General features: G+C 69.3%; 24 protein-coding genes and 4 pseudogenes. 12 read left to right on the top strand and 16 right to left on the bottom strand.

Going from position 1 to position 24,713, the window contains the following annotated elements; translation table 11 throughout:
* Positions 1–64 precede the first annotated feature (64 nt).
* A complete protein-coding gene (locus tag ACFYY1_RS40965; protein ID WP_388595001.1) occupies positions 65–307 on the bottom strand; it encodes a hypothetical protein in 243 nt (80 codons plus the stop codon).
* A gap of 230 nt (positions 308–537) precedes the next feature.
* On the opposite strand from ACFYY1_RS40965, the gene ACFYY1_RS40960 reads away from it, so the two are divergent.
* From ACFYY1_RS40960 to ACFYY1_RS40945, 4 genes are all read left to right on the top strand, one after another.
* Entirely contained in the window at positions 538–960 is a 423-nt protein-coding gene (locus ACFYY1_RS40960; protein WP_388594999.1) for a hypothetical protein, read from the top strand.
* Complete coding sequence (locus tag ACFYY1_RS40955) at positions 957–1,733, top strand: transcriptional regulator (protein ID WP_388594997.1); 777 nt, start codon at positions 957–959, stop codon at positions 1,731–1,733. Before ACFYY1_RS40960 ends, ACFYY1_RS40955 begins: the two co-directional genes overlap by 4 nt.
* Positions 1,734–1,771: 38 nt before the next feature.
* Positions 1,772–2,236 carry a roadblock/LC7 domain-containing protein gene (locus ACFYY1_RS40950; protein WP_388594995.1) on the top strand — a complete coding sequence of 155 codons (465 nt, stop codon included), beginning with the start codon at positions 1,772–1,774 and terminating at the stop codon, positions 2,234–2,236.
* Between the two features lie 69 nt (positions 2,237–2,305).
* A complete protein-coding gene (locus ACFYY1_RS40945) occupies positions 2,306–2,680 on the top strand; it encodes a hypothetical protein (RefSeq protein WP_388594993.1) in 375 nt (124 codons plus the stop codon).
* 185 nt (positions 2,681–2,865) lie between these two features.
* On the opposite strand, the gene ACFYY1_RS40940 is transcribed toward ACFYY1_RS40945, so the two are convergent.
* From ACFYY1_RS40940 to ACFYY1_RS40905, 8 genes and pseudogenes are all read right to left on the bottom strand, one after another.
* Positions 2,866–3,030, bottom strand: coding sequence for a hypothetical protein (locus tag ACFYY1_RS40940; RefSeq protein ID WP_388594992.1), 165 nt, complete (start codon positions 3,028–3,030; stop codon positions 2,866–2,868).
* Positions 3,031–3,078: 48 nt separating this feature from the next.
* Complete coding sequence (locus tag ACFYY1_RS40935) at positions 3,079–4,821, bottom strand: hypothetical protein (RefSeq protein WP_388594990.1); 1,743 nt, start codon at positions 4,819–4,821, stop codon at positions 3,079–3,081.
* Between the two features lie 190 nt (positions 4,822–5,011).
* Positions 5,012–6,982 (bottom strand): hypothetical protein, encoded by a 1,971-nt coding sequence (locus ACFYY1_RS40930; protein ID WP_388594988.1) that lies wholly within the window; start codon positions 6,980–6,982, stop codon positions 5,012–5,014.
* A gap of 482 nt (positions 6,983–7,464) precedes the next feature.
* Positions 7,465–7,686, bottom strand: coding sequence for a hypothetical protein (locus tag ACFYY1_RS40925; protein WP_388594986.1), 222 nt, complete (start codon positions 7,684–7,686; stop codon positions 7,465–7,467).
* Positions 7,687–7,895: 209 nt separating this feature from the next.
* Positions 7,896–8,264 (bottom strand): annotated as a pseudogene (locus ACFYY1_RS40920) (transposase); the annotation flags it as partial.
* Positions 8,265–8,369: 105 nt separating this feature from the next.
* Positions 8,370–10,112: an endo-1,4-beta-xylanase gene (locus ACFYY1_RS40915; protein WP_388594985.1), complete on the bottom strand. Its 1,743-nt coding sequence runs from the start codon at positions 10,110–10,112 to the stop codon at positions 8,370–8,372.
* 364 nt (positions 10,113–10,476) lie between these two features.
* A complete protein-coding gene (locus tag ACFYY1_RS40910) occupies positions 10,477–10,926 on the bottom strand; it encodes a hypothetical protein (protein ID WP_388594983.1) in 450 nt (149 codons plus the stop codon).
* Between the two features lie 591 nt (positions 10,927–11,517).
* The gene (locus ACFYY1_RS40905) at positions 11,518–12,645 is read right to left on the bottom strand and encodes a peptidoglycan-binding protein (protein ID WP_388594982.1); all 1,128 of its coding nucleotides are present in this window, start codon (positions 12,643–12,645) and stop codon (positions 11,518–11,520) included.
* A 225-nt stretch (positions 12,646–12,870) separates the two neighbouring features.
* Between ACFYY1_RS40905 and ACFYY1_RS40900 the strand changes: the two genes are divergently transcribed.
* The 5 genes and pseudogenes from ACFYY1_RS40900 to ACFYY1_RS40880 all read left to right on the top strand — a co-directional run bounded on the left by ACFYY1_RS40900 (position 12,871) and on the right by ACFYY1_RS40880 (position 15,506).
* Positions 12,871–13,776 (top strand): glycoside hydrolase family 25 protein, encoded by a 906-nt coding sequence (locus ACFYY1_RS40900; protein WP_388594981.1) that lies wholly within the window; start codon positions 12,871–12,873, stop codon positions 13,774–13,776.
* Positions 13,777–13,856: 80 nt separating this feature from the next.
* Positions 13,857–13,904, top strand: a pseudogene (locus ACFYY1_RS40895) (hypothetical protein); the annotation flags it as partial.
* A 363-nt stretch (positions 13,905–14,267) separates the two neighbouring features.
* Positions 14,268–14,417: a hypothetical protein gene (locus ACFYY1_RS40890; protein WP_388594979.1), complete on the top strand. Its 150-nt coding sequence runs from the start codon at positions 14,268–14,270 to the stop codon at positions 14,415–14,417.
* 30 nt (positions 14,418–14,447) lie between these two features.
* Positions 14,448–15,143, top strand: a complete 696-nt coding sequence (locus ACFYY1_RS40885; RefSeq protein WP_388594978.1) for a peptidoglycan-binding protein — start codon at positions 14,448–14,450, stop codon at positions 15,141–15,143.
* Positions 15,144–15,218: 75 nt separating this feature from the next.
* Positions 15,219–15,506, top strand: coding sequence for a hypothetical protein (locus ACFYY1_RS40880; RefSeq protein ID WP_388594976.1), 288 nt, complete (start codon positions 15,219–15,221; stop codon positions 15,504–15,506).
* Between the two features lie 522 nt (positions 15,507–16,028).
* Here the strand turns inward: ACFYY1_RS40880 and ACFYY1_RS40875 are convergent.
* Positions 16,029–16,481 (bottom strand): MerR family transcriptional regulator, encoded by a 453-nt coding sequence (locus ACFYY1_RS40875; RefSeq protein ID WP_388594975.1) that lies wholly within the window; start codon positions 16,479–16,481, stop codon positions 16,029–16,031.
* 28 nt (positions 16,482–16,509) lie between these two features.
* On the opposite strand from ACFYY1_RS40875, the gene ACFYY1_RS40870 reads away from it, so the two are divergent.
* Positions 16,510–17,280: a methyltransferase domain-containing protein gene (locus ACFYY1_RS40870; RefSeq protein WP_388595004.1), complete on the top strand. Its 771-nt coding sequence runs from the start codon at positions 16,510–16,512 to the stop codon at positions 17,278–17,280.
* 304 nt (positions 17,281–17,584) lie between these two features.
* Here ACFYY1_RS40870 and ACFYY1_RS40865 read toward each other — a convergent pair whose 3' ends face one another.
* The 3 genes and pseudogenes from ACFYY1_RS40865 to ACFYY1_RS40855 form a co-directional block, all read right to left on the bottom strand.
* Positions 17,585–18,109, bottom strand: coding sequence for a hypothetical protein (locus ACFYY1_RS40865; protein ID WP_388594973.1), 525 nt, complete (start codon positions 18,107–18,109; stop codon positions 17,585–17,587).
* 211 nt (positions 18,110–18,320) lie between these two features.
* A pseudogene (locus tag ACFYY1_RS40860) lies at positions 18,321–18,547 on the bottom strand (oxidoreductase); the annotation flags it as partial.
* Positions 18,548–18,608: 61 nt separating this feature from the next.
* Positions 18,609–19,040, bottom strand: a complete 432-nt coding sequence (locus ACFYY1_RS40855) for a 4-oxalocrotonate tautomerase family protein (protein ID WP_388594972.1) — start codon at positions 19,038–19,040, stop codon at positions 18,609–18,611.
* Between the two features lie 114 nt (positions 19,041–19,154).
* On the opposite strand from ACFYY1_RS40855, the gene ACFYY1_RS40850 reads away from it, so the two are divergent.
* Positions 19,155–19,745: a TetR/AcrR family transcriptional regulator gene (locus ACFYY1_RS40850; RefSeq protein ID WP_388594971.1), complete on the top strand. Its 591-nt coding sequence runs from the start codon at positions 19,155–19,157 to the stop codon at positions 19,743–19,745.
* A 300-nt stretch (positions 19,746–20,045) separates the two neighbouring features.
* On the opposite strand, the gene ACFYY1_RS40845 is transcribed toward ACFYY1_RS40850, so the two are convergent.
* From ACFYY1_RS40845 to ACFYY1_RS40835, 3 genes and pseudogenes are all read right to left on the bottom strand, one after another.
* Positions 20,046–20,339 carry a DUF1524 domain-containing protein gene (locus ACFYY1_RS40845; RefSeq protein WP_388595002.1) on the bottom strand — a complete coding sequence of 98 codons (294 nt, stop codon included), beginning with the start codon at positions 20,337–20,339 and terminating at the stop codon, positions 20,046–20,048.
* A 36-nt stretch (positions 20,340–20,375) separates the two neighbouring features.
* Positions 20,376–20,543: a hypothetical protein gene (locus ACFYY1_RS40840; RefSeq protein ID WP_388594969.1), complete on the bottom strand. Its 168-nt coding sequence runs from the start codon at positions 20,541–20,543 to the stop codon at positions 20,376–20,378.
* Between the two features lie 1,260 nt (positions 20,544–21,803).
* A pseudogene (locus tag ACFYY1_RS40835) lies at positions 21,804–21,992 on the bottom strand (transposase); the annotation flags it as partial.
* Between the two features lie 218 nt (positions 21,993–22,210).
* On the opposite strand from ACFYY1_RS40835, the gene ACFYY1_RS40830 reads away from it, so the two are divergent.
* Positions 22,211–24,631: a SpoIIE family protein phosphatase gene (locus ACFYY1_RS40830; RefSeq protein ID WP_388594967.1), complete on the top strand. Its 2,421-nt coding sequence runs from the start codon at positions 22,211–22,213 to the stop codon at positions 24,629–24,631.
* The last annotated feature ends 82 nt before the right edge of the window (positions 24,632–24,713 follow it).

The following is a 24,713-nucleotide window of genomic DNA, read 5'->3' as shown; positions in this document are numbered from 1 at the left end:
TCCTCCGGATACGGAGACCTACGTCCCACCTGGACATCCCTCCCTGGACCATCAAGATCCATTGTCAGGGTGTCCACTCCAAAGGATCAGCCTCACTCGTTCTCCTGCCCCCGGCCACCGCACGCTGCGCCGCGTTGTGTTTGCCGACGAGGCCGTCGAACCCTCCGCCGGAGAAGCAGGCGATTCCGAAGCCGGAGCCGAGCCGTGCGAGTTGCGGCACCATGCCGGCTGTCTCGCACCACAGCTCCAGCCGGACCGGCTGCCTTGCCTGCCGGTCGGCCCGGTAGCCGTCCGCAGCCGCTTTCACGGCAGTCCAGAAGTCGGGCGGGCCGGTGAACGATTGTGGGGCCTGGACCGCAACTTGGGTGTCGTCCCGGATCGCTTCCCAGCCGATCGGGCCCGAGCGGCGGGTCCGGCCCGCCCTCCGAAGATCTCTTGCGCATGTACCCATGGAAAATGCCAGAACCGCCACCTGGGGCAAGCACGTTGCGTAGCCTCTGGGTCACAGCCGTACGCCACGTCGGGAGGAAATTGCGCGTGCCCGGAATCGACGAGTGCCTGCTCGAAGTCATGAGGCTGCCCGGCGCCCGCGGCGCCGCGGTGGTCGACTGGACGAGCGGCCTCGCCCTCGGCACCATCGGTGAATCGCCCAACGGCGACCACGAGGCGACCGCCGCGGAGACGGCCGAGGTCGCGCGGATGGCGGCCGAGCAGCCCGCCTTCGCATGGGAGGCCACCGAACCGCCCACCGCGTTACCCGAAGGGGCAGTCGAGGGAGCGCCGCCCCCGGTCGAAGACGTCATCGTCACCACCCGGGCCGGGTACCACATCCTCCGTTTCGTCGAGACGGCCTTCGACAGCAGCGTCTTCGTCCATCTCTGGCTCGACCGCGCGGAGGGCAATCTGGCCCTCGCCCGGATACGGCTGGGCGAGATGGCCCAGCGTCTGGTCCTGGCATGAGAACCGCCCCCGCCCCGGTCGCGCCCCTCTCCCCCATGCTGCAGCGCCTCGCCGCCGAACGCGCCACCGGCGCCCTGATGCGCGACCGCGGCACCCTGTACCTCGCCGAGGGCCAGGTGGTGCACGCCGAGAGCCCCGCGACACCCGGTATCGACGTCCTGCTCACCACGGGCGGCGCCCTGCACCGCGACGGCTGGTGGGAGGCGGTCGCCAGGGCGGGCGCCGGGCAACGGGTCGGCCGCTATCTGGTGGACAGCGGGCGGGTGCCGGGCGGGGCGCTGGAGCTGTGCCACCTGGGCGCGCTGTACGACGCGGCGTTCTTCGCACTCGCCCCCACCCGGACCCCGGCCCGATTCCGCTACGGGGTCTCCCACTGGATCGGCCCCGTCCGCCCCGTCCCCGTCGATGCCGTGCAGCGCGAGACGCTCCGGCGCCGGGAGCTGCTGGAACGGATCTGGCCCGACGCGGTGACCGACAGCGCACCGCTCGTACGGACGGGCCGCCCCGTCGACGCACCCGTTCCGCCGGGCCGGCGCCGCGTGCTCGATCTCGTGGACGGGGCACGCACCGCATCGGACATCGCCCAGGAGCTGGGCAGGCCGGCGTTCCATGTCCTGGTCGATCTCCACCGCCTGGCCGCGGCCGGACTGGTCGAAGCGGTACGGGAGCTGTCGGCCGCGGCCGCCCCCGGCCGGATCGCGCTTCCGGAGGTCACGGCCGACCCCGACGTCGCGCTGCTGCGCCAGCTCCGAGACGCATTGGAGGCCCTGTGATACGCGCGCTCAGACAGCGTGCCGGGAGGAGACAGCTGATGGTGCCCGAGGCCGAAGCGCAGGATGTGCTGGCCGAACTCCAGAGACTACGGGCCCGGGTCCCGCTCCTCTCCGGCGCTCTGGCGGCCAGCACCGATGGTCTCGTCCTGGCCCATGACACGCCGGGCGTGGAGGCGGAGGGCGTCGCCGCACTGACCGCGGCCGCGCTCGGCGTCGCGATCCGGATGACGGACGCGACCGGTCGGGACGGCTTCCGCGAACTTCTCGTACGGGGCGGGACCGGCTACATCGCGACGTACGCCGCAGGCTCCTCGGCCGTCCTCACGCTGCTGGCCGAGGACCGGATCAACGTCGGCAGGCTCCATCTGGAGGGCCGCCGGGCAGGCACCCGCATCGGCGAACTGATAGACGCCGCGCTGGAACGCGCCGCACACCCGGCACCCCCGGCCCACGCCCCCGGGCCGCCCACCCCGCGGCCCGGCCCGCTGCCGCGCCGCACGTAACACCACATGCCCCGCAGACAACCCAAGGATCCGGTCGACCCGGCCGGCCAGGAAAGGAAACGAGCACGCATGTCGAACACCGAAGCGTCACTCAAGGAAGCGATGACGTCGATCGAGGGCACCCTCGGTGTCGCCCTCGTCGACTACACCAGCGGAATGGCGCTGGGCACCCTCGGCGGCGGCAAGGACTTCAATCTGGAGGTCGCGGCCGCGGGCAACACCGATGTCGTACGCGCCAAGCTCCGCACCATGGAACACCTCGGCCTCCAGGACGAGATCGAGGACATCCTGATCACACTCGGCGGCCAGTACCACCTGATCCGGCTGCTCAAGGCCCGAGGCAGCAACGGTCTTTTCCTGTACCTGGTGCTGGACAAGGGCCGCGCCAACCTGGCGATGGCCCGCCACCAGCTGAAGCGGATCGAGGCCGACCTGGAGGTCTGACCCGGCGGCCTCAGCGCCGACGCCGCGCCCCGCCGGGCGCGGCGTCACCCGCCATCGGCCCGGTCGTCCGATACCCCTTACGCGTGCCGCACATTGCCTGTTCACGCCCGCGGTTGCCAGACTGTCGCCCCCCCGTCGGGGGCGCGGGGGTCTGGTGTGGCTGCGCAGCCGGCTTGGGCTGATTGCTATGCCGAGAAGTCGCTGGGGGTGTAGCGGTTGCCGGTGACGACGGCTGCCACGACCGCGCGGTCAATCAGGGCGTTCGGCGGGCGGTGCTTGGCCAGCCAGGTCAGCTCGTTGACGCGGAGGGTGCCGGCCTTCTTCTTCTCGGTGAGGTCGAGTACGAGCAACTGGCCGAAGGGAGCGGTGGTGTTGGTGTATGCGGCGGCTTGGGCCAGCTATCTCTTCTCCAGGTAGGCCCGGTCGTTGCTGGTGTGGTTCTTTTTGATCTCGGTCAGGTACTGGCGGGATCCGAAGTGGACGAGGATGTCGGCCCGTCCAAGGGCCCGGTTGACGGCTTCGACCTGAACCAGGTGGCCGATCTGGCTGCTGAGGAGCCAGACGTAGAAGTACTGCTGCAGGTCTCCTTCGACGGGAACCAGGTGGCCGCCGGCTTTGTCGAAGCGCCGCCGGTAGTCACGGAACTTGATGCGTTTGCCGTCCGGGCCGGTGCGCCCCTCGCCGAAGGCGGTGGCGGTGTCCAGGTCGGCTGCGGCCCTGAGGAAGTGGACGGTCTGGCCGACCAGGACGGTGAAGGTACGCCGGGTCTCTCCGACGAAGTCGGGGAACGTTTCCAGGCCATGCAGGAGACGGTTGAGCAGCGGCACCACGACGGGGTCGGAGTTGTGCAGCCGGGTGAGGTCTGCGCGATAGGCCAGGTCGTCGATCACCTTCAGGTCGTCGTCGGTGCTGGTGCTGGCGAGCCGGGCGGTGAAGTCACGTCCGAGTGCCTTTACTGCTGCGGGGGCCAGGCGGTGGGCGCGTTCGGTCTCCGCTTCGCCAGGGGGTTCCTCGGCGCCGGCGCCCGCGGTGGTTCCGTGCTCCCGCCGACCCGAGGGCCGTGCCGTCAGTTGCTGTTCCACGCGGGTCAGGAGTTTGGACGCTGTCTCCTGGTCGAAGCCCGTGGTGAGGTGGGTGTCCGGCTCGGTGACGGCGCGGCGGAGCTGGGCGAGGAGGGACTGCTGGCGCAGGAAGGTGTCTTCGATGTCGGGTTCGACGAGGAGGGACATGCCGTGTTCGGCTGAGCCGACAGGGCAGACGGTGCGGGCTGCCTGGTAGGCGGTCAGGACGTGGTCGAGTGCTCCCCAGGGTTCCATCCAGACGGTGTCCTGCAGGTGTTCGGCAGCGTGTTTCAGCTGTAGTACGAGGTGTTCCCAGGCGACTTCGGCGGCTTTCTGGGGTTGCAGCCAGGCGGGTTGGTGCATGCCCCAGCTCCAGGCGTGCCGCTGATTGAGGGTGGTCGCGAGCCGGTCGGCGGCTTCGTTGAGTCTGGTGCTCTGGCCGCCGGTGAAGGCGAGCAGAGCGTCGCACACAGCGGCGTAGGCGCGGGCGTCGTGGCGGGCTTCTTCGGCAGCGTCTGCTGTGGTGAACCAGGTGCGGGCGGCCTGGAGGTGGTCGATGACGTCGGCCACGGTGCGGGAGGTGAGCGCGGTGCGCAGCCGGTCGTACCCCAGTTCGACGAAGGCGTCGATATCGCTGGCTTCGTCGTTGGAGAGGCGTTCGAGGTAGGAGCGCAGGGTGGCGGTGATGGCTTGCTCGTGGCTGGACCAGCTGTCCAGTCCCAGGCCGATGATGCGGGGCAGGCGTTCGGTGAGGTCTTCTGGAGTGTCACTCTGTTCGAGTTCCTCCAGGATTCCCCAGACCTGGTAGGGGTTGACTGATTTGGCTACCGCCAGGCGGACCGCACCTTCGAGTCGTGCTGCGGCGAGCAGCGGCTGGGTGCCTGTCACTGCGTTGAAGTCGTTGAGGAGTGCTGTATTCAGGGCTTTGGCCAGCTGCTGTGTGGCGGGGGTGCTGGCGAGAAGTGTTTCGAGGGTCGCGGTGGTGTGCAGGAAGCTGGACTGGCGGGCGAATCCGCCGGGGAATGTGCCTGCGATGCCGTGCCAGTCGGCTTCGGCGTGGTCGAAGGCATGGGTGACCACTTCGGCCAGCAGGGGGCGTAGGGGCCTGCGGCGACCGCGTCCATCTCGGCACGGACGGCATCGGCAGGCATACCGAGGCCAGCGAATGTGATCTCCCGGCCTTGTTCGACCAGGGCGCTGAGCTGCTCGGCCAGACCCATGCCGCCCTCTCCTGTCCTGGTCGTGCGTTTCGTGGGGTGAGGGGCTGTGTTCACCACATGGGGCGGCCCTTGGCTGCCTCGACGATACGGTCCTTAGGCAGTACACCGTTGGCAAGGGTGAAGTCGGCGGTGGTGATCAGTACCTGCAAGCTGTTCTCGTCAGCCAGTTTCGCCAGTTCCGTGACCAGGCTGTGGGCGTCGAGGTCTTGGATTTCCTCGGCCTTGGGGCTGTCGATCAGCAGCAGGCCCGGGTGGGTGGACAGGCCGTGTGCCGCTCCGACCCGCAGCAGCGCGATGACCACGGCGATACGCAGGCGCAGCCGCTCGCCCGCGCTCAGTTTGCTGAAGTAGTCGGCGACTCCGCCGTCCTTGATGACCTTCAGCTGGGCGGCGCGGTTGATCTCTACCTTTTCCAAGGAGGTGATGCCGAAGCGGTGTCCGAGGTCGGCGATCTCCTTGTTGACGTCCTCGAACAGTCGCTCGGCAGCGGACTTGCTGTCGGTGTCCACGACGGTGATGCCGGCCTTGAGGACGTCGACGATCGTGCTCTCGTAGGGGTCGCCGGTGTTCTCGGGCAGGTCGGGGAGAACGGACAGCGCTCCTTCCAGACGCAGGATGTCTTCTTGGGCCTGGATTCGCTGGGGGAGCAAAAGGACGAACTGGGCCTCGCGCAGGCGTGTTTGGCCGGCTGCAAGCAGGTCGGTGAGCCGGGTGAGTTCGGCCTCTGCGGCCTCAAGCGCCTGGCGGGAGGTGGACTCGGCTTCCTTCGCCTGTTCCAGGCGCAGTCGTGCCTCGTCCTGGACCTCTTGCGGGTTGCCGTCCTCGCCGGTGACAGGCCGGGCGCAGATGGCGCAGGCGTGGTGGTCGCGTTCCTGCAGGCGCCGGTCTTCGGCGATCTCCTGGTCGCAGCGGGGGCATGCCTGCGGGTCCAGGCCGTGGAAGAGGAGCCGGGCGGTGAGGCTCTCACTCACGTCGTTCAGCAGGCGTTCCTCACGGCGCCGGTGATCCACCGCGCGCCGGTGCACGCGCATCAGGCCTTCCCAGATCTCCTGCGCGTCGGCCACCTCGCGTGCCCGTCGTGCCGCTTCGACGGCCAGGGAGGTCAGGGATTCGTCCTCGCCGGGGCCCGGCAGCGCGGCCAGTCGGGCGCGGGCCTCGCGCAGCTCGCTCTCCTTGCGTTCGCGTTCCTCGCGGCGCTGCTGGAAAGCGTCGTGGGCGTCGGCTTCGCGGCGCTTGACGGTGGAGCTTCTGACGTCATGGGCGGCGCTTACGCGGGTCAGGGTCGCGGCGGCCAGGAGGTCGAGGAAGACCTGGAGCAGGCGGCCGGGCAGGCCGCCCATCATCTGGTCGCCGAGCAGCACCTTGCCGCCGCCGGCGGGCAGGTAGATCGCTCCGTAGTAGGCGGGCCATCCGTGGGCCTGGGTGCCGGTCTCGTTGAGTGTGTTGCGCAGGGGCCGCAGGTCGAAGCGGTCGAGCATGAATGCCTGGATGTGCTGGGCATAGCTCTCGGCGCTGCCGGCGGTGATGAGAGCCGTGATCTGGCCCGTGTCGTCGGGTGTGCGAGCCGTTTCGAGCGAGCCGATGTCGGGGCCGGTCAGTACCTGTGCGCGGACGATCTCCCCGTCGATACAGTCCAGGCGGAAGCCGAGGGGCTGGCCGGCCACGACGATGTCGAGGTCCAGGTGGCGAATCCAGTTCCGGACCCCCGACTGGAGGTCACGCGGGGTTCCGCGCAGGCACCAGGTGATCAGTTCCAGGACGCTGGTCTTGCCCCGCAGATTGGAGGCGACCAGTGCCGTCAGCCCGGCGCCGAAGCGGAACGTGGTGTCGAACGGGCCCGGCTCAAGGGACCCGGTGCGCAGGCCGGCCATGCGCATCCGGTGCAGGCGCAGTGGCCGCGGGCGGGCGGGAGTCAGGGTGAGAAGCAGCCCGTAGGTGGCGAAGACGTCGCGGACGTCGACCTCGCTGCTCTTGGCCTGCCGGGCAATCCGGGCCGCAAGAGGCTCCTCGGCTTCGGTCACGACTCCCCTCGTTGTCGTTGGTGGCGCTCTGCGTGCGCAGTGCCTCAAGCCGGGCCCTGGCCCGGATGCTCACCGATCCGATGCGTGTGCCGCGTGCCGCTTCGGCGTACTCGCGCTGCAGATACTGCCGCTTCTTCAGTGCGGTGCCGCCCAATCCGTCAGCCAGGGCGACCACCAGGGCGACCCGCTCGACGTAGTAGGAGAACACCGGTGCCTCACTCACTACGCGCTGGGCGACCTGGTCGCCGTGCTGAGTCAGGTAGTAGTCGTGCTGGCGCACGTGGTTGACGGTCCCCCGCCGGCGCCGCACGACCAGGCCGCTGCTGCGCAGCACCGCGAGCGCGTCGTCGAGCGGCTCGTAGGCGCCGAAATGGTGGCGCAGCATGGGATACCGGCGGGCCTCGGGCTCCTCGGAGTCCAGGATCTGCCCCGCAAGCTCCAGCAGGGCTGGCTCCTTGCTCGTCTCGTAGTCAGTGAGCAACTCATCGGCCAGGTAGTCGGGGTTCCTCAGCCAGAAAGTCCAGCTTCTGCAGGCGCACCTGGGTACGGACCACCCCGACCGCTTTGCCGAGACCGGGGTCAGCGTGGTCGAGATCCGTGGGCTTCTGGCCGGCGCCACGGATCAGCAGCAGGAGGCGCACCGCGTCCTGCTCCCGGCTGGTGACGGGAGCATCCAGGACGGATGAGGCAAGGTCGTTCTCCATCGAGTGATCCTAACGATGATCCGCTGCCCGACAGGCGGTTTCCCTGACAAGACGACCAGCAGCCAGGGTGCGCCTGAGCGGAAGGTCACCGGGGCGTTCCCCCTCGCGCTGACGGCCGGTGGCGGCCGCTGGGGGCTTTGTCGAGGAGGACCCGGGAGAAGGCTTCGCTGGGGCAGCTGTCAGGTGGGCCGGGCGGACATGGGACGCACCAAGAACCGTCGACTATCAGGGGCCCGGTCGCGGCCGGTTCGCTGACCTCCCTGGGCGGTGAGGTTGCCGTCCTGGTCGACCTCGCGCCAGAGGTACTTCTGCTCGCCGTTGATCGTGATGAAGACCTCGTCAAGGTGCCACTCGTCGCCGGGGCGGGGACGTCGGCGGCGCAGCGCGTTGGTGTAGGGCTGCCCGGACTTCGGACACCACCGGCGGATCGTCTCGTAGGACACGATGACGCCGCGCTGCAGCATCAGCTCCTCCACCTCACGGAATGACAGCGGGAAGCGGAAGTACAGCCACACGCAGTGGGAGATCACCTCGACCGGGTACCGGTGCCCCTTGTACGACGGCGGCGTACTGCCCATGGACAACTCCTCCACCGTGATCAACCGGAAGATCACCCACCCGGTCAGCCAACGTGACAGTGCCCAGCGTGGGTAGGGTCCCAGTGGTCCGGGAGCCCTGATGCCTCACGCCTCGTCAAAGGCCTCGAGCAGGCGCTCGTACGCCAGCTTCGGCCGCAGGGCCGCGTCCCACGGCAGGGAATCGGCCGTGCGCGGAGGATAGATCTTGGTGTCGGCGGTGGAACCGTACCGGTCGGTGAATCCCCACGTGGAGAACGATGTGCAGTTCGGCTCCTCCAGGCAGACCCGCAGCTTGCCCACCATCTCGTCGGCCTGGGTCTCCCGCCCGTCCTCCTCGTTCTCGCCTATGGGGACGTCCATCTCCGACACCCGCGCCTGGACCCCGAGCTCCGCCAGATCCCGCACATGGCCGCGGAAGGTCTCCGGGTCGATGCGGTCGCCGGGTGCGTACTCATGGTTCTGGAAACCCACGCCGTCGATCGGTACGCCCCGTTCCTTGAGCCGCTGGACCAGATCGTAAAGGGCGTCCCACCGCTCGCCTTCCTCCTCGACCCCGTACTCGTTGAGGAACAGCCGTGCCTTCGGATCGGCCCGGTGGGCGGCCCTGAACGCCTCGTCGATGTACTCCTCGCCCATGGCCTCGAACCACGGGCTCTGCTCGGAGCGCAGACCAAGATCCCCGTTGGTGTAGCTCTCCTTGTCGTCGGACATGGGCTCGTTGACCACATCCCATTCCGCGACCTTCCCCTTGAAGTGACCGGCGACCGTGGCGATGTGCCGGAGCATGGTCCGGCGCACCTCCTCGGGATCGTCGTTCTCCCGCATCCAGTTGGGCAGAGCCTCGTGCCAGACGAGGGTGTGCGCATGAACCTTCATGTCGTTTGCGCGGGCGAAGCGTACGAGTAGGTCCGCGTCGCGAAAATCGTAGACGCCCCGGCGCGGGTGGAGGAACTGTGGCTTGAACGCGTTCTCCGGAGTGAGCATGGAGAACTGGCTCCCCGCGAGCGCCCGGTAGCGGGAGTCGGTGAGCAGCGGGTTCTCGGCTAGGGCGGTGCCGACGTCGAACGGCCGCCCCGCGTCTGCGGCCCGCGCACGCAGCGAGTCGTCGGACTGCTCCTGGCGTAGCTGCGGCGCGTTGACCACGTGGAGCGAGTCACCGCTCTCTGCCCGCGCGATCAGCTGCGTCAGGCGCCATCCCTCGCGGCGCTCGTCTTCGCCCGCGTCCGCCTCCAGACCGAACCAGACAGTGCCCTCGGCGAACACCCCCGGGTCCTGCACGGTTCCCAGCCGCCGCCCGTCGGCTTTCACGCGGAAGGTGTCACCGATGCTCGACACGGCGAGCGTCACCGTCCCGGAGCAGCCGCAGTCGAAAACCTTGGAGGTGGCTGGCTCGTCGCCCTCGCCGTCCCATATCTGTACCTTCACTTGTCCGTCGGCGGTCACGCCGACGCGGAGTGAGGGCCGCTCCTGCCGCCACTCGTCGTAGATGACCGGTACCCGTCCGTACAGCCGCAGCCATGAGTCGCCGTCATCGTCGCCCACACCGGACATCCGTGCGGTGACGGTGAAGTCGCCATCGGACCTCAGATGCGGGCCGGCCAGGTTCAGCGGGGGATTGGGCTGGCCGCCGGAGGAGTCCTGCTCCACGATGTGCCGATCCGATGCGCTGACCCGCAGGACGCCGTTCCGCGCGGTGGTGCCCGGCATCTGCGTCCAGTCGTGGTTCCGCAGCAGGTCTTTGTCGTTCCCGCCCTCCGGCCCTTCGCCCTGACCCGTACACCCGGCCGCCACCGCCATGACGAGCGCCACGGCGGTCAGCCGCTGCCACGTCCCCCCGCTAAGGTTCACGGTCCCTCCCACTTTCTTGCCGAGACGAGATCAACGTCTGGAAACCGGGCCATAGTTCATCACACATGAGGTACGGCGGCCCTGTGGGGCACGTCCCAGCTCGTGCGGGCCCATGCAGTCCGCGGCAAGAGTGTCCCGGTACGCCTGGGCCCGGCAGGCGTCACCGCAGTACCGGCGCCGGGCGGCCGCGTTTCTCCGCAGCCGGGCCCCGCACGACGCGCAGAACCGCACGCGGGCCATACTTCCAGGATCACCCGCTGACCCGATTACTGACCCGCCTGCCGGACGCCCTCAGCTTCTTCCATGGCTATCGCGTGGAAGCCGAGGGCGGCGATCTGCTCCCCGCGCCGCGCGGTCCAGTCGATCAGCTCGTGCGCACCCTGGCGACGTCCATCACCGGGCGGTGCACGGCGCTCGCCGAGGTGGGCGTGGAGTGGGCCTGGCGGGCATGGTGACCGAGGCCGGTCCTCGAATCGGTCATCCGAAGTGCACCCGTCAGCTCTACGACGCCCGCGAGAAGGCCGTCCAGCAGATCGCCAGCCCGTGCGCGGGCACGGCTGTACCGGATGGCGATGGTTGCTGTCAGTCGTATGCCGATTCCGGTCAGTTGGGTGCCGAAGGGCTGGGATACCTGGGACCAGGACGGCAGGCCGTGCTGTCCGTATTCGGCGGAGAGGGGCCGCACATGCCGGGAAGCCGTGGCGAGGATCCTGTAGATGGTCCGGTGGCAGTGTTCCCGCCGACGTCGGGGCGGGCGGCGGCGATGCCCCGACTGCTGGACCTCGACGGGCGTGGAGAGCTGACGGCCGCGCATGTGCGCCTGGTGGCACGGGCATTGGGGAAGTCGGAGCGGACGGTGTGGCGGTGGCTGGCCGCTGCCCGGGAGGATCACCGCCTAGCCCGGATGGAGTCGTCCCATTTCACGGTCACCGCGGAAAGTCCGGCGGCTGCTGGCGCTGTGGGACGGTAACGCCTCCCGGGTCCACGCCGAGCTGGTGCAGCGGGCGGCCGACGATCCGGACACGCCCGCGGTGCCGTCGCTCTCCACGTTGCGCCGGGCGATCCGCCGGGACCTGAGGGGCATCCGGAAGGAGCCAGGCGCACCATCACGTTCACGTTTGTCGTCAAGGGTGGTCAGCTGCGTCTGCAGATGTCTGCGCAGGGCAAGCCCGGCTTGTTGAGCGAGGCTTCCCTCGATGTCGGGGTGGTGACCCAGACGTGGGGCACGTATGCCACGCGTGGCTTGCGCAGCATGTTCACCGCGAGCTGATCAGGCCTTTCGGCCGGGTGGGGCCCTCATCCATGGAGATGGATGGGGGCCCCGCTGTGTGTCAGTGACGGCTCTGACTCAGCTTCCTACCCGGCGGGCGGCTTGGGCGCGGGAGCCGGGGCTTGATCGCACGCTTCAGTGGCCGCAGCCGGACATGGGGGTGTCGAGGTACTTCCAGGTCTGGGGTCCGACCTGGCCGTCAGCATTGAGGCCGCTACAGCGCTGAACGGCACGTACAGCGGCGTCGGTGCTTTCGCCGAACTTGCTGTCGAGGGCGAGGGTGTAGTCGTAGTTGTAGTTCAGCAGGCACTGGATCTCCTTCACCTTCGAGCCGACCATGCCCTTGGCCATGACCTGCTTGCGGTCCCAGTTGTAGGGGCAGTTGGCGCGGCCGGCGGCGCCAGGCGAGGCGGCCGTACTGGGCGAAACAGGAGCAGAGGGTGAGGAAGAGGTCTCGCCCTTGGCTGAACTGCTGGGGTGCGGTGACTCCGTGTTCGTGTCCTCCTCGCCCGTGGAGTCCTGGTCCTTGTTCTTCTTCTCGTCGCCTGTCGGGGCCTTGGTCGGGGCGGTGCTGCTCTTCGGGGGCAGGGGGGTTTCGTCGACCACTGGCTGGTCGTCGCCGGGACGGTTGTCACCGTCGGTCTCGGGCTGGGAAACGGCGGAGTCCTTCGTCTCGTGGACCGAGTACCAGCGTCCGACCACCAGCAGCGCGGCGAGGGCTGCGACGATCAGCGCGAGGATTTGATCCGGCTCCGGGGAGCAGCGGCCGGCCTTGCCGGTGCGGCCGGGCCAGGCGTGGGCGGTGCGGAAGCCGGGCTGACCGCTGCGGGTTTCGGAGCTGCGGTGCCAGGAACGGGGTCCGGGGCTGCTGTCGGCGGTACGGGGTCCGGGGGCAGCTGTCGGCGGTGTGGGGTCCGGTACGCCCTGTACGGGGCCTGTCGGCGCGGGAACGGGCGCTGCTTCGGACGGTGTTCCTTCCTGGGCGTCTTGGGCGCGGCGGGCCTGGTCGGCGGTGTCCCAGAGGCCGAGCAGCTTTTCCTTGTCCAGGCCGCGGCGGGAGCAGAGGCGTTCGACGGCTGTTCGGGGTGGGAACGCGGTGCCTTTGAGGACGCGGTTCCAGGAGGAGCGGGAGTAGCCGGTGTCGTGGGTGAAGGCGTCCTGGGAGAGGTCCTTCGACTGCTTCACCTGTCGCAGTGCCTGGAGCAGCGCCTTTACTTCCGGCAGTGGCTGCGCGGGCGGGTTGTCGCCTTGTTCAGGCCGCATAGGTTCTCCCCCTTGGTACCGGTGTGATCGTCACGTTCCTCAGCCGTTCCTTTTCGCAGGTCAGGGGCCTTGTGGAACGGTCGGGACGGCGCGGTACGGCTGGAATGCCGATCAGGCTACCGGTGGGAAGGCGGTACCCCGAATCTTCATCTCGTCGACGCCGCAAAGACGCCGTGTGAATCGCCTTCCGGGTGTGTGCCGTTGGGTCTGACGAGAGGTGAAGTCGTGCGGATCATCAGCAAGAAGACGGGTCTTCAGGCGGGTGCCATGGTGGCGGTCGCGGCCGCTGGATTTGGCCTGATCAGCTTCATGGGGCAGGAGCAGGCGCAGGCGAACAGCCCGGCCGCGTACGGGGTGAAGGGGTTCGACACGAGCCATCACAACTCCCACCCGATCCAGTGGTCGGCGTCGGTGAGGGCGAGGTACTCGTTCGTGTTCCAGAAGGCGACGCAGGGCACCGGTTACCGCGACCCGCAGTTCGCCGGTGACTTCGCGGGGGCCTCGCGGGCCGGGCTGACGGTCGCGCCGTACCACTTCCACGACTCCGGTTCCGGCGTGGCTCAGGCCGACCACTTCATCCGCACGGCCCGGGCGGCCGGCTACGACGGGAAGCGTGCCGGGCAGCTGCCGCCGGTGGTCGACCTGGAGAAGATCCGCGGCTGGTGCCCGGCCGGGGTGAACAACACCCAGGTCGCCGCGTTCCTCGCCAAGACCCGTCAGGCGTTCGGGGTGAACCCCATCGTCTACACCTCGAAGGACTTCGCCGACACCTGTCTGCGTGGCAACACCGGTGCCCTGGCCAACAGCCCGCTGTGGCAGCCGAGGTACGGGAGCGGGACGCGTGAGCCCGCTCCGGTCGGCGGCAGGTACTGGTCGATCTGGCAGTACACCGAGAACGGGGCGGTGCCCGGTCTGCGGGGCAAGGCCGATGTCAACGTCTACAAGGGCACGCTGACCCAGCTCCGCGCGCTCGCCCACCTGGCTCCTGGCCAGACCCCACGGGCCCCGGCGCAGGTACGCCCACGGGCAACGGCACGGGTACGGGTGCCGGGACTGGTACCGGGGCTGGTGCCGGGACTGGGACTGGTGGTGGTGCGTCGGCTCCGTCCACGGCCGTCTGGCCGCTGCTGAAGAACGGGGCGCGCGGCGTGAACGTCACCACCGCCCAGCACCTGCTGGCCACGGCCGGCTAATCCGTCACCGCCGACGGAATCTACGGCCCGAACACCCGCAGCGCGGCCATCGCGTTCCAGCGGCCCCACGGCCTGACCGCGGACGGCATCATCGGTCCGAAGACGTGGAACAAGCTGGTCAACGGAACCAAAACGAGCACCCCGACCACGCCTGCCCCGACCACGCCCGCGCCGTCGAACGGCAGGCTGACCCAGCGCCAGGCCCTGACGCAGCTCGCTGCGGCCGGTATCAAGGCCCCGGTCGGCCGGACCTCCCTGGCGGGTGTCCATGCCCGCACGATCCAGGGCGTCATCGCTCTGAAGAAGGCCAGCGGCGGCTGCACCATCGTCATCACCAGCGGCACCGAGTCCGGCCACAGCACCAGGGGCAACCACTCCCACGCCAACGGCTACAAGCTCGACCTGCGTACCCGTGACGAGGGCGGCTGCGTGACCAACTGGATCAAGACCACCCAGCGCAAGGGCGCTCCCCGGGGCACCGACGCCCGCTGGCACGGCACCCTGGCCGGCATCTCCGCCGAGTACGTCTACGAAGTCCCCCGCAGCGGCGGCGTCCACTGGGACATCACCTTCATCTGACCCCCGCCCCCTCCCCCGCGCGCGTCACCGGTGCGGGGGCAGCCGCCACCGCACGATCCCCCTCTCCTCTTCCCGGACCCCGGGCGGCGCCATGCCCCTGCGCGGCCCGGCCGTGCCCCTCACGACACGAAAAAGGAACTTCCGTCACGAACCGCGCTCCCCGCACTCTCTGGGCCACCCTCACCACCGCTGCCCTCGCCATCGCGGCCTTCGCCACGCTCGGTACCGCAGGCCCCCGACACCGCCACCGCCAGCAGCAGCGGCGACCCGGCAGCCTCAGCCGCCCGCTCCGCCGCCCCCGCTTCCCGGAACCAGCAGCAGTGGCCCACCCTGCGCACCGGCGCCCAGGGCAGCGCGGTCACCGCGCTCCAGCAGCTGCTCACCGCCCACGGGCACTCCCTCACCGCCGACGGGTCCTTCGGAGGCCTCACCGAAGCCGCCGTCCAGGCCTTCCAGACCAAACAGGGCCTCCAGGCCGACGGCGTCGCCGGCCCGAACACCTGGAAGGCTCTGGTCACCGCGCCCGCCGGCGCCCGGCCCGACACCGGCAACACCGGCACCGGCCAGAACGCCACATCCAGCCCCACCGGGTACTCGTTGAAGTGCACCACGAACCAGAAGAACCCGATGTACTCGACCCTCGCTCTCGTCCAAAACGGCAAGGCGGTCAAGACCTACCGCGCGAACTCCGGCATGGGCAGCAAGGACACCTGCCTCTCCAACTAGGGCTGGCTGCCCAACGGGACCTACAAGGTCAAGGGACACGAGACCAACCGCGGAGAGTGGAACTACAACCCCAATGTGCAGATCCAGGGCTACGCCATCCAGCTCGAGAACAAGACCTGCACGCCCGCGCCCGGTCAGAAGCCCGTCGAGCGCACCGACATGTTCATCCACAGCGAGGTGCTCGCCGACGGCACGCAGGCCGTCGACGTTCCCCTCCTGGAAGACGATTTCTGGCGCTGGGACGCCGACTTCGACTACAAGTCCAACGGCTGCATCAAGCTCAAGCCCGCCGACCTCAAGGACCCGTTCTCCCGCCTCGACCAGGCCGGCTGGCCGAAGAACCTGGCCCTCCAGGTCAGCTGACACCCACCGAACCACCAACGCCCGGTGGGCGGCACCCCGCACAGGGGTGCCGCCCACCGGGCGTTTCACGGGTACGGCACCACAGGGGCAGCGCACCAGCGCCGAAGGGGGTCAGGCGGGCTGGTGAGGCAGTCCCTCGTCGGCGCGGCCACCGGTTCCAAGGGTCCGCCGCGGGGACGGCGGCGCAGCCGGGCGCGACCCGAGCACGCCTCGGGCACGCAGTTCATCGAGGTCGGACAAGCGCTCTCCGGGGAGAGCGTCGAGCAGGTCGGCCTGGGCGGCGCGGATGCTGGGCGCGGGAGCCTGGGGGCCTGCGCCAAGGGCACGGCGGACGGTCACGCCGGTCATCGTACGGGCAGCGCATCACCTCTCGCCTCGGCCGCCGGGCTCCCGCGCAACGGGGGGCCGTTACGGCGGCCGGGGTCGCGGTCCAGGCGCAGCGTGGCCACCTGCTGGCCCGCCGATAGGGACGCGGCGGCAGGCGGCCGACTCGCATCGCTGCGACACGTCGAGCGTATGGGGTCAGACGGGAAGGTGGACCGCAGTGTCCGTGCCGGTGCGATCTGCCACCATCTGCTGGAAATGGGCGCACTGGGAAAAGTCCTCGTGGTCGCAGCCAAGGGCGCATTCGATCAATTCGAGAGAAGCTTGCGCGGCTGCAATGCCGGAGCGAAGTGCCTCGGCCTCTTCGCGCAGGATGTCGTTGCGCTTGGCGGGATCTGCGGTAGCAACCAGAGTGCGGATGATGCCGAGGGAGAGTCCTGCCTCCTTGGCGCGCAGGATGACGGCGACGCGTGTGAGGTCGGCGCTCCCATAGCGGCGGCGGCCAGCGGCGTCGCGGTTGGGCGTGAGCAGTCCCATCGCTTCCCAGTGACGCAGGACGTGCGTAGCCAGACCGATGCGTTCCGCGAGGGCGCCGATGCCTATCGGCTCGCGCTCACCGCCAACTGGCGTCCTGTGCTTGCTTGACTTCATGCCGACATTAAGTCGCAGCCTGGTGCTCATGACCAAGGAAACGGATCAGAAAAGCCAGTTGCCGGACGAGCTCATCGCGCTGCTCGATTCGGCCGACCGGATGCCGGGCGCCAACGAACTGCGGGCCCAGTCCTACGCCTTGCTCGGCGCCGGACCCGGAATGTCCGCCGTGGACGTGGGCTGCGGCGCCGGACGGGCCGTTGCGGAGCTGACCGAACGGGGTGCGAAGGCCGTCGGCGTAGACCCGAGCGAGCGTATGATCGCCGTCGCCCGCAGCCGCTGGCCCGAGGCGGACTTCCGGATCGCGGGGGCGTACGAACTACCGCTGGCAAACGCCTCGGTGGACGGCTACCGCGCCGACAAGGTGTTCCACGAACTGGCCGCACCCGAGCTGGCGTTGACAGAGGCCCGCAGGGTTCTCAGGCCCGGAGGGCGGATCGTGCTGCTCGGCCAGGATTGGGACACCATCATCATCGACTCCGCCGACCCGGCCCTCACCCGCACCATCGTCCACGCCCGCGCAGACCTGACCGCCAGCCCGCGCGCCGCCCGCCAGTACCGCAGCCTGCTGCTGAATGCCGACTTCGACGATGCGACGGTCGAGGTGCACACCGGCGTGTTCACCGGACCGGCGATGCTGCCCTTGCTCGCCGGACTGGCCGAAGGAGCCCGCTCCACCGGCGCCATCACGCACGAGCAGTCGGACAGCTGGATCGCTGAACAGCGTGCGCTGGCCGAGGCCGACCGGCTCTTCCTGGCGCTGCCGATGTTCATGGCCGCAGCGACCACACCACGGTAAGTCAGCGATCACCCGGTCAGGCGCGGCAACCGGGCGTTGCCGTGGTTGGGCCGCGTGCAGGCGCTCAAGCTCCCGCTCCTCGCGTCGAGTCAGCCCTGGCCTGCGGTGGTCGGGTCTGTGGTCGGGGCGGGCTCGGCCGCCTAGTACTCCAGCCGTAGGCCGTAATCTTCATGCCTGGGCGGCTTGTCACTGATGGTGGATGGCCTGGGATCGAGCCTGGTTACGGCGTCGCCAATGGGACCAATCGAGCCGGTGGGCCGTGTCGTGGACGGCCCACCTTCTCACCGGGCGGGGGCAGGGTCAGTCAGCGGTCGAGGTCGATCGTGAAGCGCCTGATGCCCGAACCGATCGTGTCGGCGTGGACCGAACCACGAGCCCGGTCGAACACCCCGGTGCCGCCGGTGATCGCGTTGTCGAACGAAGGGGGAGGGATCGCGACGCCGCCCTCCTCGTTGAGAATGCCGAAGACCATCCCCTGCACGGTGAGCTGGCCGCCCGGGAGGTTGTAGGTCACGACGCACTCCTCCGCTCCGCGGTTCTCTACCGTGGTGGTGGTGCAGAAGCCGCCGGTTTCGCCGACCACGTTTTCGTCGTTCTGGTCCTTGAGGATCGAGCGGACTACGGTCCGGTCGCCCTGGGCGGCGGGGCCGTTGGGGTTGACGGGGAAGCGCGACTGCTGCGCGAGATGGCCGATGAGAGTGATGACCCGGTCTCCGCCCTTGACGTGGGCGGAATCGGTGTCCGTCGCGGCGGCCGCGACAGGGGCGCAGGCGAGAAGGGCGACCAGCGCAGTCGCCGTGCCGAGACAGGCTGCTCTGATAGGGCGCATCGTGTGGCTCCTGAGGTTGATGCTCATGAATGGTCAGGTGCCTCATTCATAACCTCGGCGGTGCCGCCGCCCGGAACGGCCCGGCGCGACCCACCGTCAGATCCGACCAGTCGGACCAACCCGGGACAAGAGACGGCCCGGCCGACCGCGCACTACGAAGATCGCGATTTACAGCTGGAGTAATAGATCTACAGGTGGAGTAATAGTTGAGGCGGGCGCACAGCAGGTACCCCAGGATGTTGCCCCCCAGAGTCTGCCGCATCCCCTCTGGGTCGGCGCTCGCCAGCGGACCGACCGGCCCGCTCACCCAGCGTTGTTCACCAGCCCGGTGACCGGGCTCAGCTGCGCGACAGCTGTGTCGAACAGCCGGTCCGCGCGCGGGGCCGCAAGGCCGCCGGCCATCGAGGTCGACACCGCCGACGCGGCGGCCTGCGGCCCTCAGCGCCCGCGGCTCGATACGCTCCCTGAGGCTGTGCCCTGGGACGCATCGCGAGGGGGGTTACGAGGCCGCGCGCTGCACGTCCGCGAGCGCGGTCAGGTCGGCGTGACGGACTACGGCACCTCCGGCACCCCATGAACCCTCGGGTTGCTCGTGCACCAGCACCCACACCCGAGAGGCAGCGTGCCGGTCCAGGCCCGCGGCCTTCAGCACGGCCTGCGTGATGTCCTGGATCAGGCCGGACTTGTCGGGGACGGGCGATGTCGCCTGGGGCACGATCACCTCCACGAGGAACCGGGGTGCGTCATCGCCCGCGGTCCCCTGGATGCCCTCGGGCAGCTCGGTCAGGTAGACCCACGACAGGCCGCGGAAGAAGGCCGTATCGGGAAAGCCCTCCCAGCGCAGGGCCGCACCGGCAAGTTCCTGCCGGATCTCAGCACGGCCTTCCTCGGTCAGGGAGCCGGACGACACGGTCAGTCGGATCAAGGGCACGGCGGTTTCCTCACTCACTCACGACACTCGACTATAACGAGTGTCATAACCGCAGGTCACGCTAGACTATGACAGTCGATATAGCCAAGGGTGTCTCCCCGAGGAGGGCATGCCGTGACCGAGGACGCCCCGCAGGCACGCGAACGGATCGTGGCCGGAGCGGCCGACATGATCCGACGGCGCGGCCTGAACGCCACGAGCATCCGCGAGACGGCCAAGCACGCCAAAGCGCCGCTCGGCTCCACCTACCACTACTTCCCCGGCGGCAAGCAGCAGCTCACCACCGAAGCCGTCCGCTACGCGGGGGAGAGGATCGCCCGGAACCTGCGCAGGGAGCTGAAGGCCGGCCCGATCGCGGGGCTGCGCGCCCTGCTCGCCCTCTGGCGCGAGACCGTCGTCGGCACCGACTTCCGCGCCGGCTGCACCGTCCTCGCCGTAGCCATCGAAGAACCCCCGGCAGACGAGGTCCCGCCCGTCCTCACGGCCGCCGCCGAAGCATTCGACCAGTGGGAGGACCTGCTCGCCACCTCACTGAAGGAGCACGGCATCGAACCCGACCGCGCCGCCCAAGTCGCGACGCTCGTCGTCGCGGGCGTCGAAGGCACCGTGGCCATGTGCCGTGCCAAGCGCAGCACAGAACCCCTGGACCGCGTCGCGAGACAACTCGAAGAGGTACTGACGCATGCACTCAACCGCACAGCCTGACGCACCACCCGAAAACGCGGCCATCGAAAGGGCCTCACACCGCACCCAGGGCTCCCCGTCGATCAGGCCGATTCCCCGGCGCGAGCTATGGGAGGCCGAGGCCAGTCGATGCCGCGGACGCATGGGGCGCGGGCCGGGGGTTGGGGGTTGGGGCGCCGCAGAGGAAGAGGGTCGGAGTGGGGTGTCCTGTGTCTCCTCCCCCGCGGCGTGTCAAGGTGCGGACGGTGCCGTCCGGTGCTCCAGCACGGCTCACCAGGCCGGGCTCCCAGCCGGCGCTGCCTGGTGTGCCGACCGGCGGGATCAGACGGTGCAGGTGTCGAGCATCTCGGACAGAGCGTTGACCTCAGCGGGGTTGGCGGTGAGCTGGTAGGTGGCCTTCACGCTGATCCGGGCGCGGCTGTAGGTGCACCAGTACGACTGAAGCGGCGGCTTCCAGTTCCCGGGGTCCTTGTCGCCCTTCCCGCGGTTGCTGCCGGCCGACACCGCGATCAGCTGCGAGTGGACCAGGTCGTTGGCGAAGGCGCGCCGCTCGGGCGTCGACCACTGCGAGGCACCCGACCGCCAGGCCTCCTTGAGGGGGACGACGTGGTCGATGTCGATACGGGAGGCGAAATCGATGGTCAGGCCGTCTTACTCGGAGTACCAGGTACCGGACACGGCCCGGCACCCGTCGTCCTGGACCACGTCCTGGCCGTCGCGCTGAAGGGTGACTTCGCGGGTGTCGCAGGTGCCGTACTGGCTGACCCAGTGCGGGAACTTCGACCGGGAGTAGCCGGGGACGTCGTCCTCGTCGGTCACCACCAGCTCCGCGAGCAGTTCACGGGCCTTGACCGCGTCCGGCGGCTCAGGGAGCTCGCACAGGGACGGTGCCTGATTGGGGGGAGAGCCTGACGGGCAAAGGCCTGGGGGCCGACCGCGGTGGCGGTGGTGGGGGCGGCGGCCAGCGCGAGCCCATCGATGGCCGGGGCGACCTGGACCGGCGGCTCGACATCGGCAAGGAGCTCCAGGTGGAAGGCGTGGCGCTCGGTGCGCCATCCTCGACCACGCTGCCCACTCTTGAACGGCCCGCCAGCGCGAACGCGGTTCGGGGGTTCCGCCTGGTCTGCGGCGAGCGCAGCGGATGGCACGGTCGTAGCAGTTCACGCAGTAGCCGCGGGCCCGGTGCGGCTGGCCGCAGCTGGGTGTCTGGCAGACCGGGCGATGTCCGTAGGTCTGCTCGGCGGGTCCGGTGCGGCCGGTCCGGTGCGGCCGGTGCGGTACCACTGGCAGTAGTGCCGCGCACGGTCCTCGGGTCTTGGTCTTCGCCTCAGGACACCAGGGCGCAGGTGCCCGTGGATGAGACTCTGCACGCTTGCTGGCCCTCCGACCAACTACGAAATGCGGCAGCGCGGCCTGGCCTCCAGACGGCGTCTCGTGAGCAAGAGGAAGGCCGGTTTCAAGAACGGCCCTGTCCCGAGGTCTGCTGGGCGAGGTGGACAACCTGGTCCGCTGGAGCGGGTTGGTCGTCCATCCCCAGGATTCCACGCTGGTCAGCCTCCGAACAGCCCTGGACGAGAACCGGTCCTCATGGCCGCTACGTCCGGAGCAGCCGCGGGACGAGGCCAGCCGCTGTATCTGGTCGGCGGTGGCAACCTTGAGCACTCCGAGCACGCGCAGCCACCATCACCTGTAGATCACTCATCCGATACTCCAGCCCCGCCCGGGAGGCACCGGTGAGCACGAAGAGCACGTGGGGAAGGCCGGATACCAGCGCAGCCAGGCCAGAACCGTGGCGGCCTGCCTGCGGCGGCCGACAGGCTGAGCCTCGCACTGGAACAGGCGAGCGTACTCAATCAGTTCCACGCCCAGCCGCGCGCTGTGCACGGTGTTGCAATCGACTTCCACGAATGCGCACAGCTCCCGGCAGTGTTCGCTCTCGACGACGGTGTAGTACCGGGTGCGGGGAGCAGGCGCCCAGGAGGGTGCCGACCACGGCACCATCCTCGCTGGTACGGGGAGCAGCGCCGGGGTGCGGAACCCATGGCGCTCCACGCGGGACCATCCCCGCACGCACGGGCAATAGCCGTTGCGGTGGTTGACTCGCTCGTCGCTGACCTGCCCGTATTCGGCGTTGCAGAGGGCGTCGGCCTCGGAGGACATGAGGGCGTCGGCAAATGTTTTGACCATCGCGCGCAGTAGATCGGGACTCGCCGCTGCGAGGTTGTCCTCCGCGAGGGCGTGCAGGGGCAGGCTGTCGGGTGCGGTGATCGTGCTGATCTCCTTGGTGACTCGGCATCTCGAAGATCAGCCGGTGGCCGTTCATCTACAGGCACCGTCCCGATGCCGGAGTAAAACCCCGGACCAGGTCGAACCCGTACACCACTTCCTTGGACGTAACCGAGCGCTCTGCCTGTCCGAGGATGCATGACGGGTCCCACCCGGGAGATCCTTGAGTGGATGAGGACTGCAACCGGAGGTGATCGATCGTGGACACACCGGCGACCGGCGGCGCTCACCCCGACGCCGCCTTTGTAACCGGTGTGGCTGTGGCCGTGGCGGCGACGGACGGAGTGCTGACGGGCTGGAGTCCCGGTGCGCAGAGGCTGCTCGGGTACTCCGCCGCCGCGGCTGTGGGCCGGCCGGCAGCGGATTTGCTTGCCTCCCCCCTTCCCGAGGCCGCTCGCGAGCAGCTCGCGGGGCAGGAGGGGTGGGCCGGGACGGTGGTGCTCCGCCGCCGTGACGGCCGCCCGGTGGAATGCCGCCTGCAGGTGCTTCCGGTGGTCGCCGGTGGCAGGGGGGCCGGCTGGCTCCTGGAGGCCGTCTCACCGCAGGATGAGGAGGAGGGCTGTGAGCCGGGACCGCTGCTGCGGTGGTCGTTCGACCAGTCCCCCTTCCCCCTGGCGATCTACGATGCCGAGGGCCGGTTTCTGCGGGTCAACGCCCGCATGACGCAGCAGCTCGGAGCATCGGAGCGGGAAGTTCGCGGGCTACGGACCACCGAGCACATGCCGGACCCCGGGTTCGGGGCCTCCGAGCGTGCCGTCGACCGCGTGGCTGCGACCGGTGAGCCGGAGAGCTTCGAGAACTATGTGCGCGTACCGGGGGAGCCCTTCGCGCACGCCTGGATGGTCCATGTAGTCCCCCTCAAGGACTCGGCGGGGCTGGTGCACGGTGTGCAACTGGCCGCGCTCGACTTCTCCGAGCAGTCCGCCGCCCGTGAGCGGCTGGCGTTGCTCAACGAGGCCGGCAGTCGGATCGGCGGCAGCCTGGACGTGGCTCGTACCGCGCAGGAGCTCGCCGATATGGTCGTACCCGCCTGTGGGGACTTGGTCTCGGTCGATCTGTTCGACGCCGTGCTGCGCGGCGAGGAGCCCGCACCGCTTCCCGTCGGCGGCCCCCTGGTGCTGCGGCGCGTGGCTGTCCGCCCCGACATGCCGGGCCTCGTACCGATCGGTGATGTGGCCCGCTACCCGGAGTTCTCGCCGCTCGAACGCTGCCTGGTCACCGGCCGCGGCAGCCTGCACCGGATCACCGATCCCGAGATCGCCCGCTGGCTTGCCCAGGACCCCGACCGGGCGGCCCTGGCGAGCCGGTACCGCACGCACTCGCTGCTCGCGGTGCCGCTGCGTGCCCGCTGCACGAACCTCGGTGTTGTCCTTCTCGCCCGTATGGAGCCGTCCGTACTGCAGTACACGGAGGACGACCTGCGGATCGTCGAGGAACTGGCGGCACACGCCGCGGTCTGCATCGACAATGCCCGCCGCTACACGCGCGAGCGCACTGCCGCCCTGGCACTTCAGCGCAGCCTGCTGCCGCAGGGGATTCCGGAGCAGGCCGCCGTCGAGGTCGTCGGCCGCTACCTGCCGGCGGGCTCGCAGGCCGGTGTCGGAGGCGACTGGTTCGACGTGATCCCGCTCTCCGGCGCCCGCGTCGCCCTCGTCGTGGGCGATGTCGTCGGCCACGGCCTCCATGCCTCCGCCGCCATGGGGCGCCTGCGCACGGCGGTACGCACACTCGCCGACGTCGATCTGCCGCCGGAAGAACTGCTTGCGCACCTGGACGATCTGGTCATCCGCCTCAGCGTCGGGCTGGAGACTGCAGCGGAGGCACCCACCACCGACCTCGGAGCCACGTGCCTGTATGCGGTGTACGACCCGGTCTCCCGCCGATGCTCGCTCGCCAGCGCCGGTCACCCCTGGCCCGCACGGGTAACCCCTGACGGCGCGGTGGACTACCTCGAACTGCCCACCGGACCGCCTCTGGGCCTCGGCGGATTGCCCTTCGAGCCCGTCGATGTCGAACTCCCGGAAGGCAGCCTTCTCGTGCTGTACACCGACGGACTGATCGAGGCCAGCGACCGTGACGTGGACACCGGGCTGCGCGCCCTGGGCGCGGCCCTCGCCAATGCCGTTCCCTCACTCGAGACCACCTGCGACATCGTCCTCAAGGCACTGCTCGACGGGCGGCCCGCTGACGATGTTGCGCTTCTCATCGCCCGTACTCGCGTCCTGAACAGCCAGCACGTCGCCGAGTGGGAGGTGCTCCCCGACCCGGCCGTCGTCGCCGAGGTCCGCTCGCGGACGGCCGCCCAGCTCCATGCGTGGCAGCTGGACGAACTGGCCTTCGTCACGGAACTGGTGGTCAGCGAGCTGGTGACCAATGCGATCCGCTATGCCACCTCGCCCATCCAGTTGCGGCTCATCAAAGACCGGGCGCTGATCTGCGAGGTCTCCGATGCCAGCAGCACAGCACCACACCTGCGCCGAGCCCGCATCCTGGACGAGGGCGGACGCGGCCTGATGCTGGTCGCCCAGCTCACCGAGCGCTGGGGCACGCGGTACACCGGCACGGGCAAGACCATCTGGGCCGAGCAGCCAATTCCGTCACGCGGGGGCCCGGCACGTTGACCAGTGAAGATCCATCGTCTTGAGGTTGTTGGCCAGGGGCGAGTCCGCTCGGGAACTATCACTTGCATTCCTTGACCATGTC

Origin of the sequence: Streptomyces sp. NPDC001890, assembly GCF_042891445.1 — a bacterium.
GTDB lineage: Bacteria > Actinomycetota > Actinomycetes > Streptomycetales > Streptomycetaceae > Streptomyces.
Note: the sequence above shows the minus strand (reverse complement) of the source record. Positions and strands in the feature narration are given on the sequence as shown.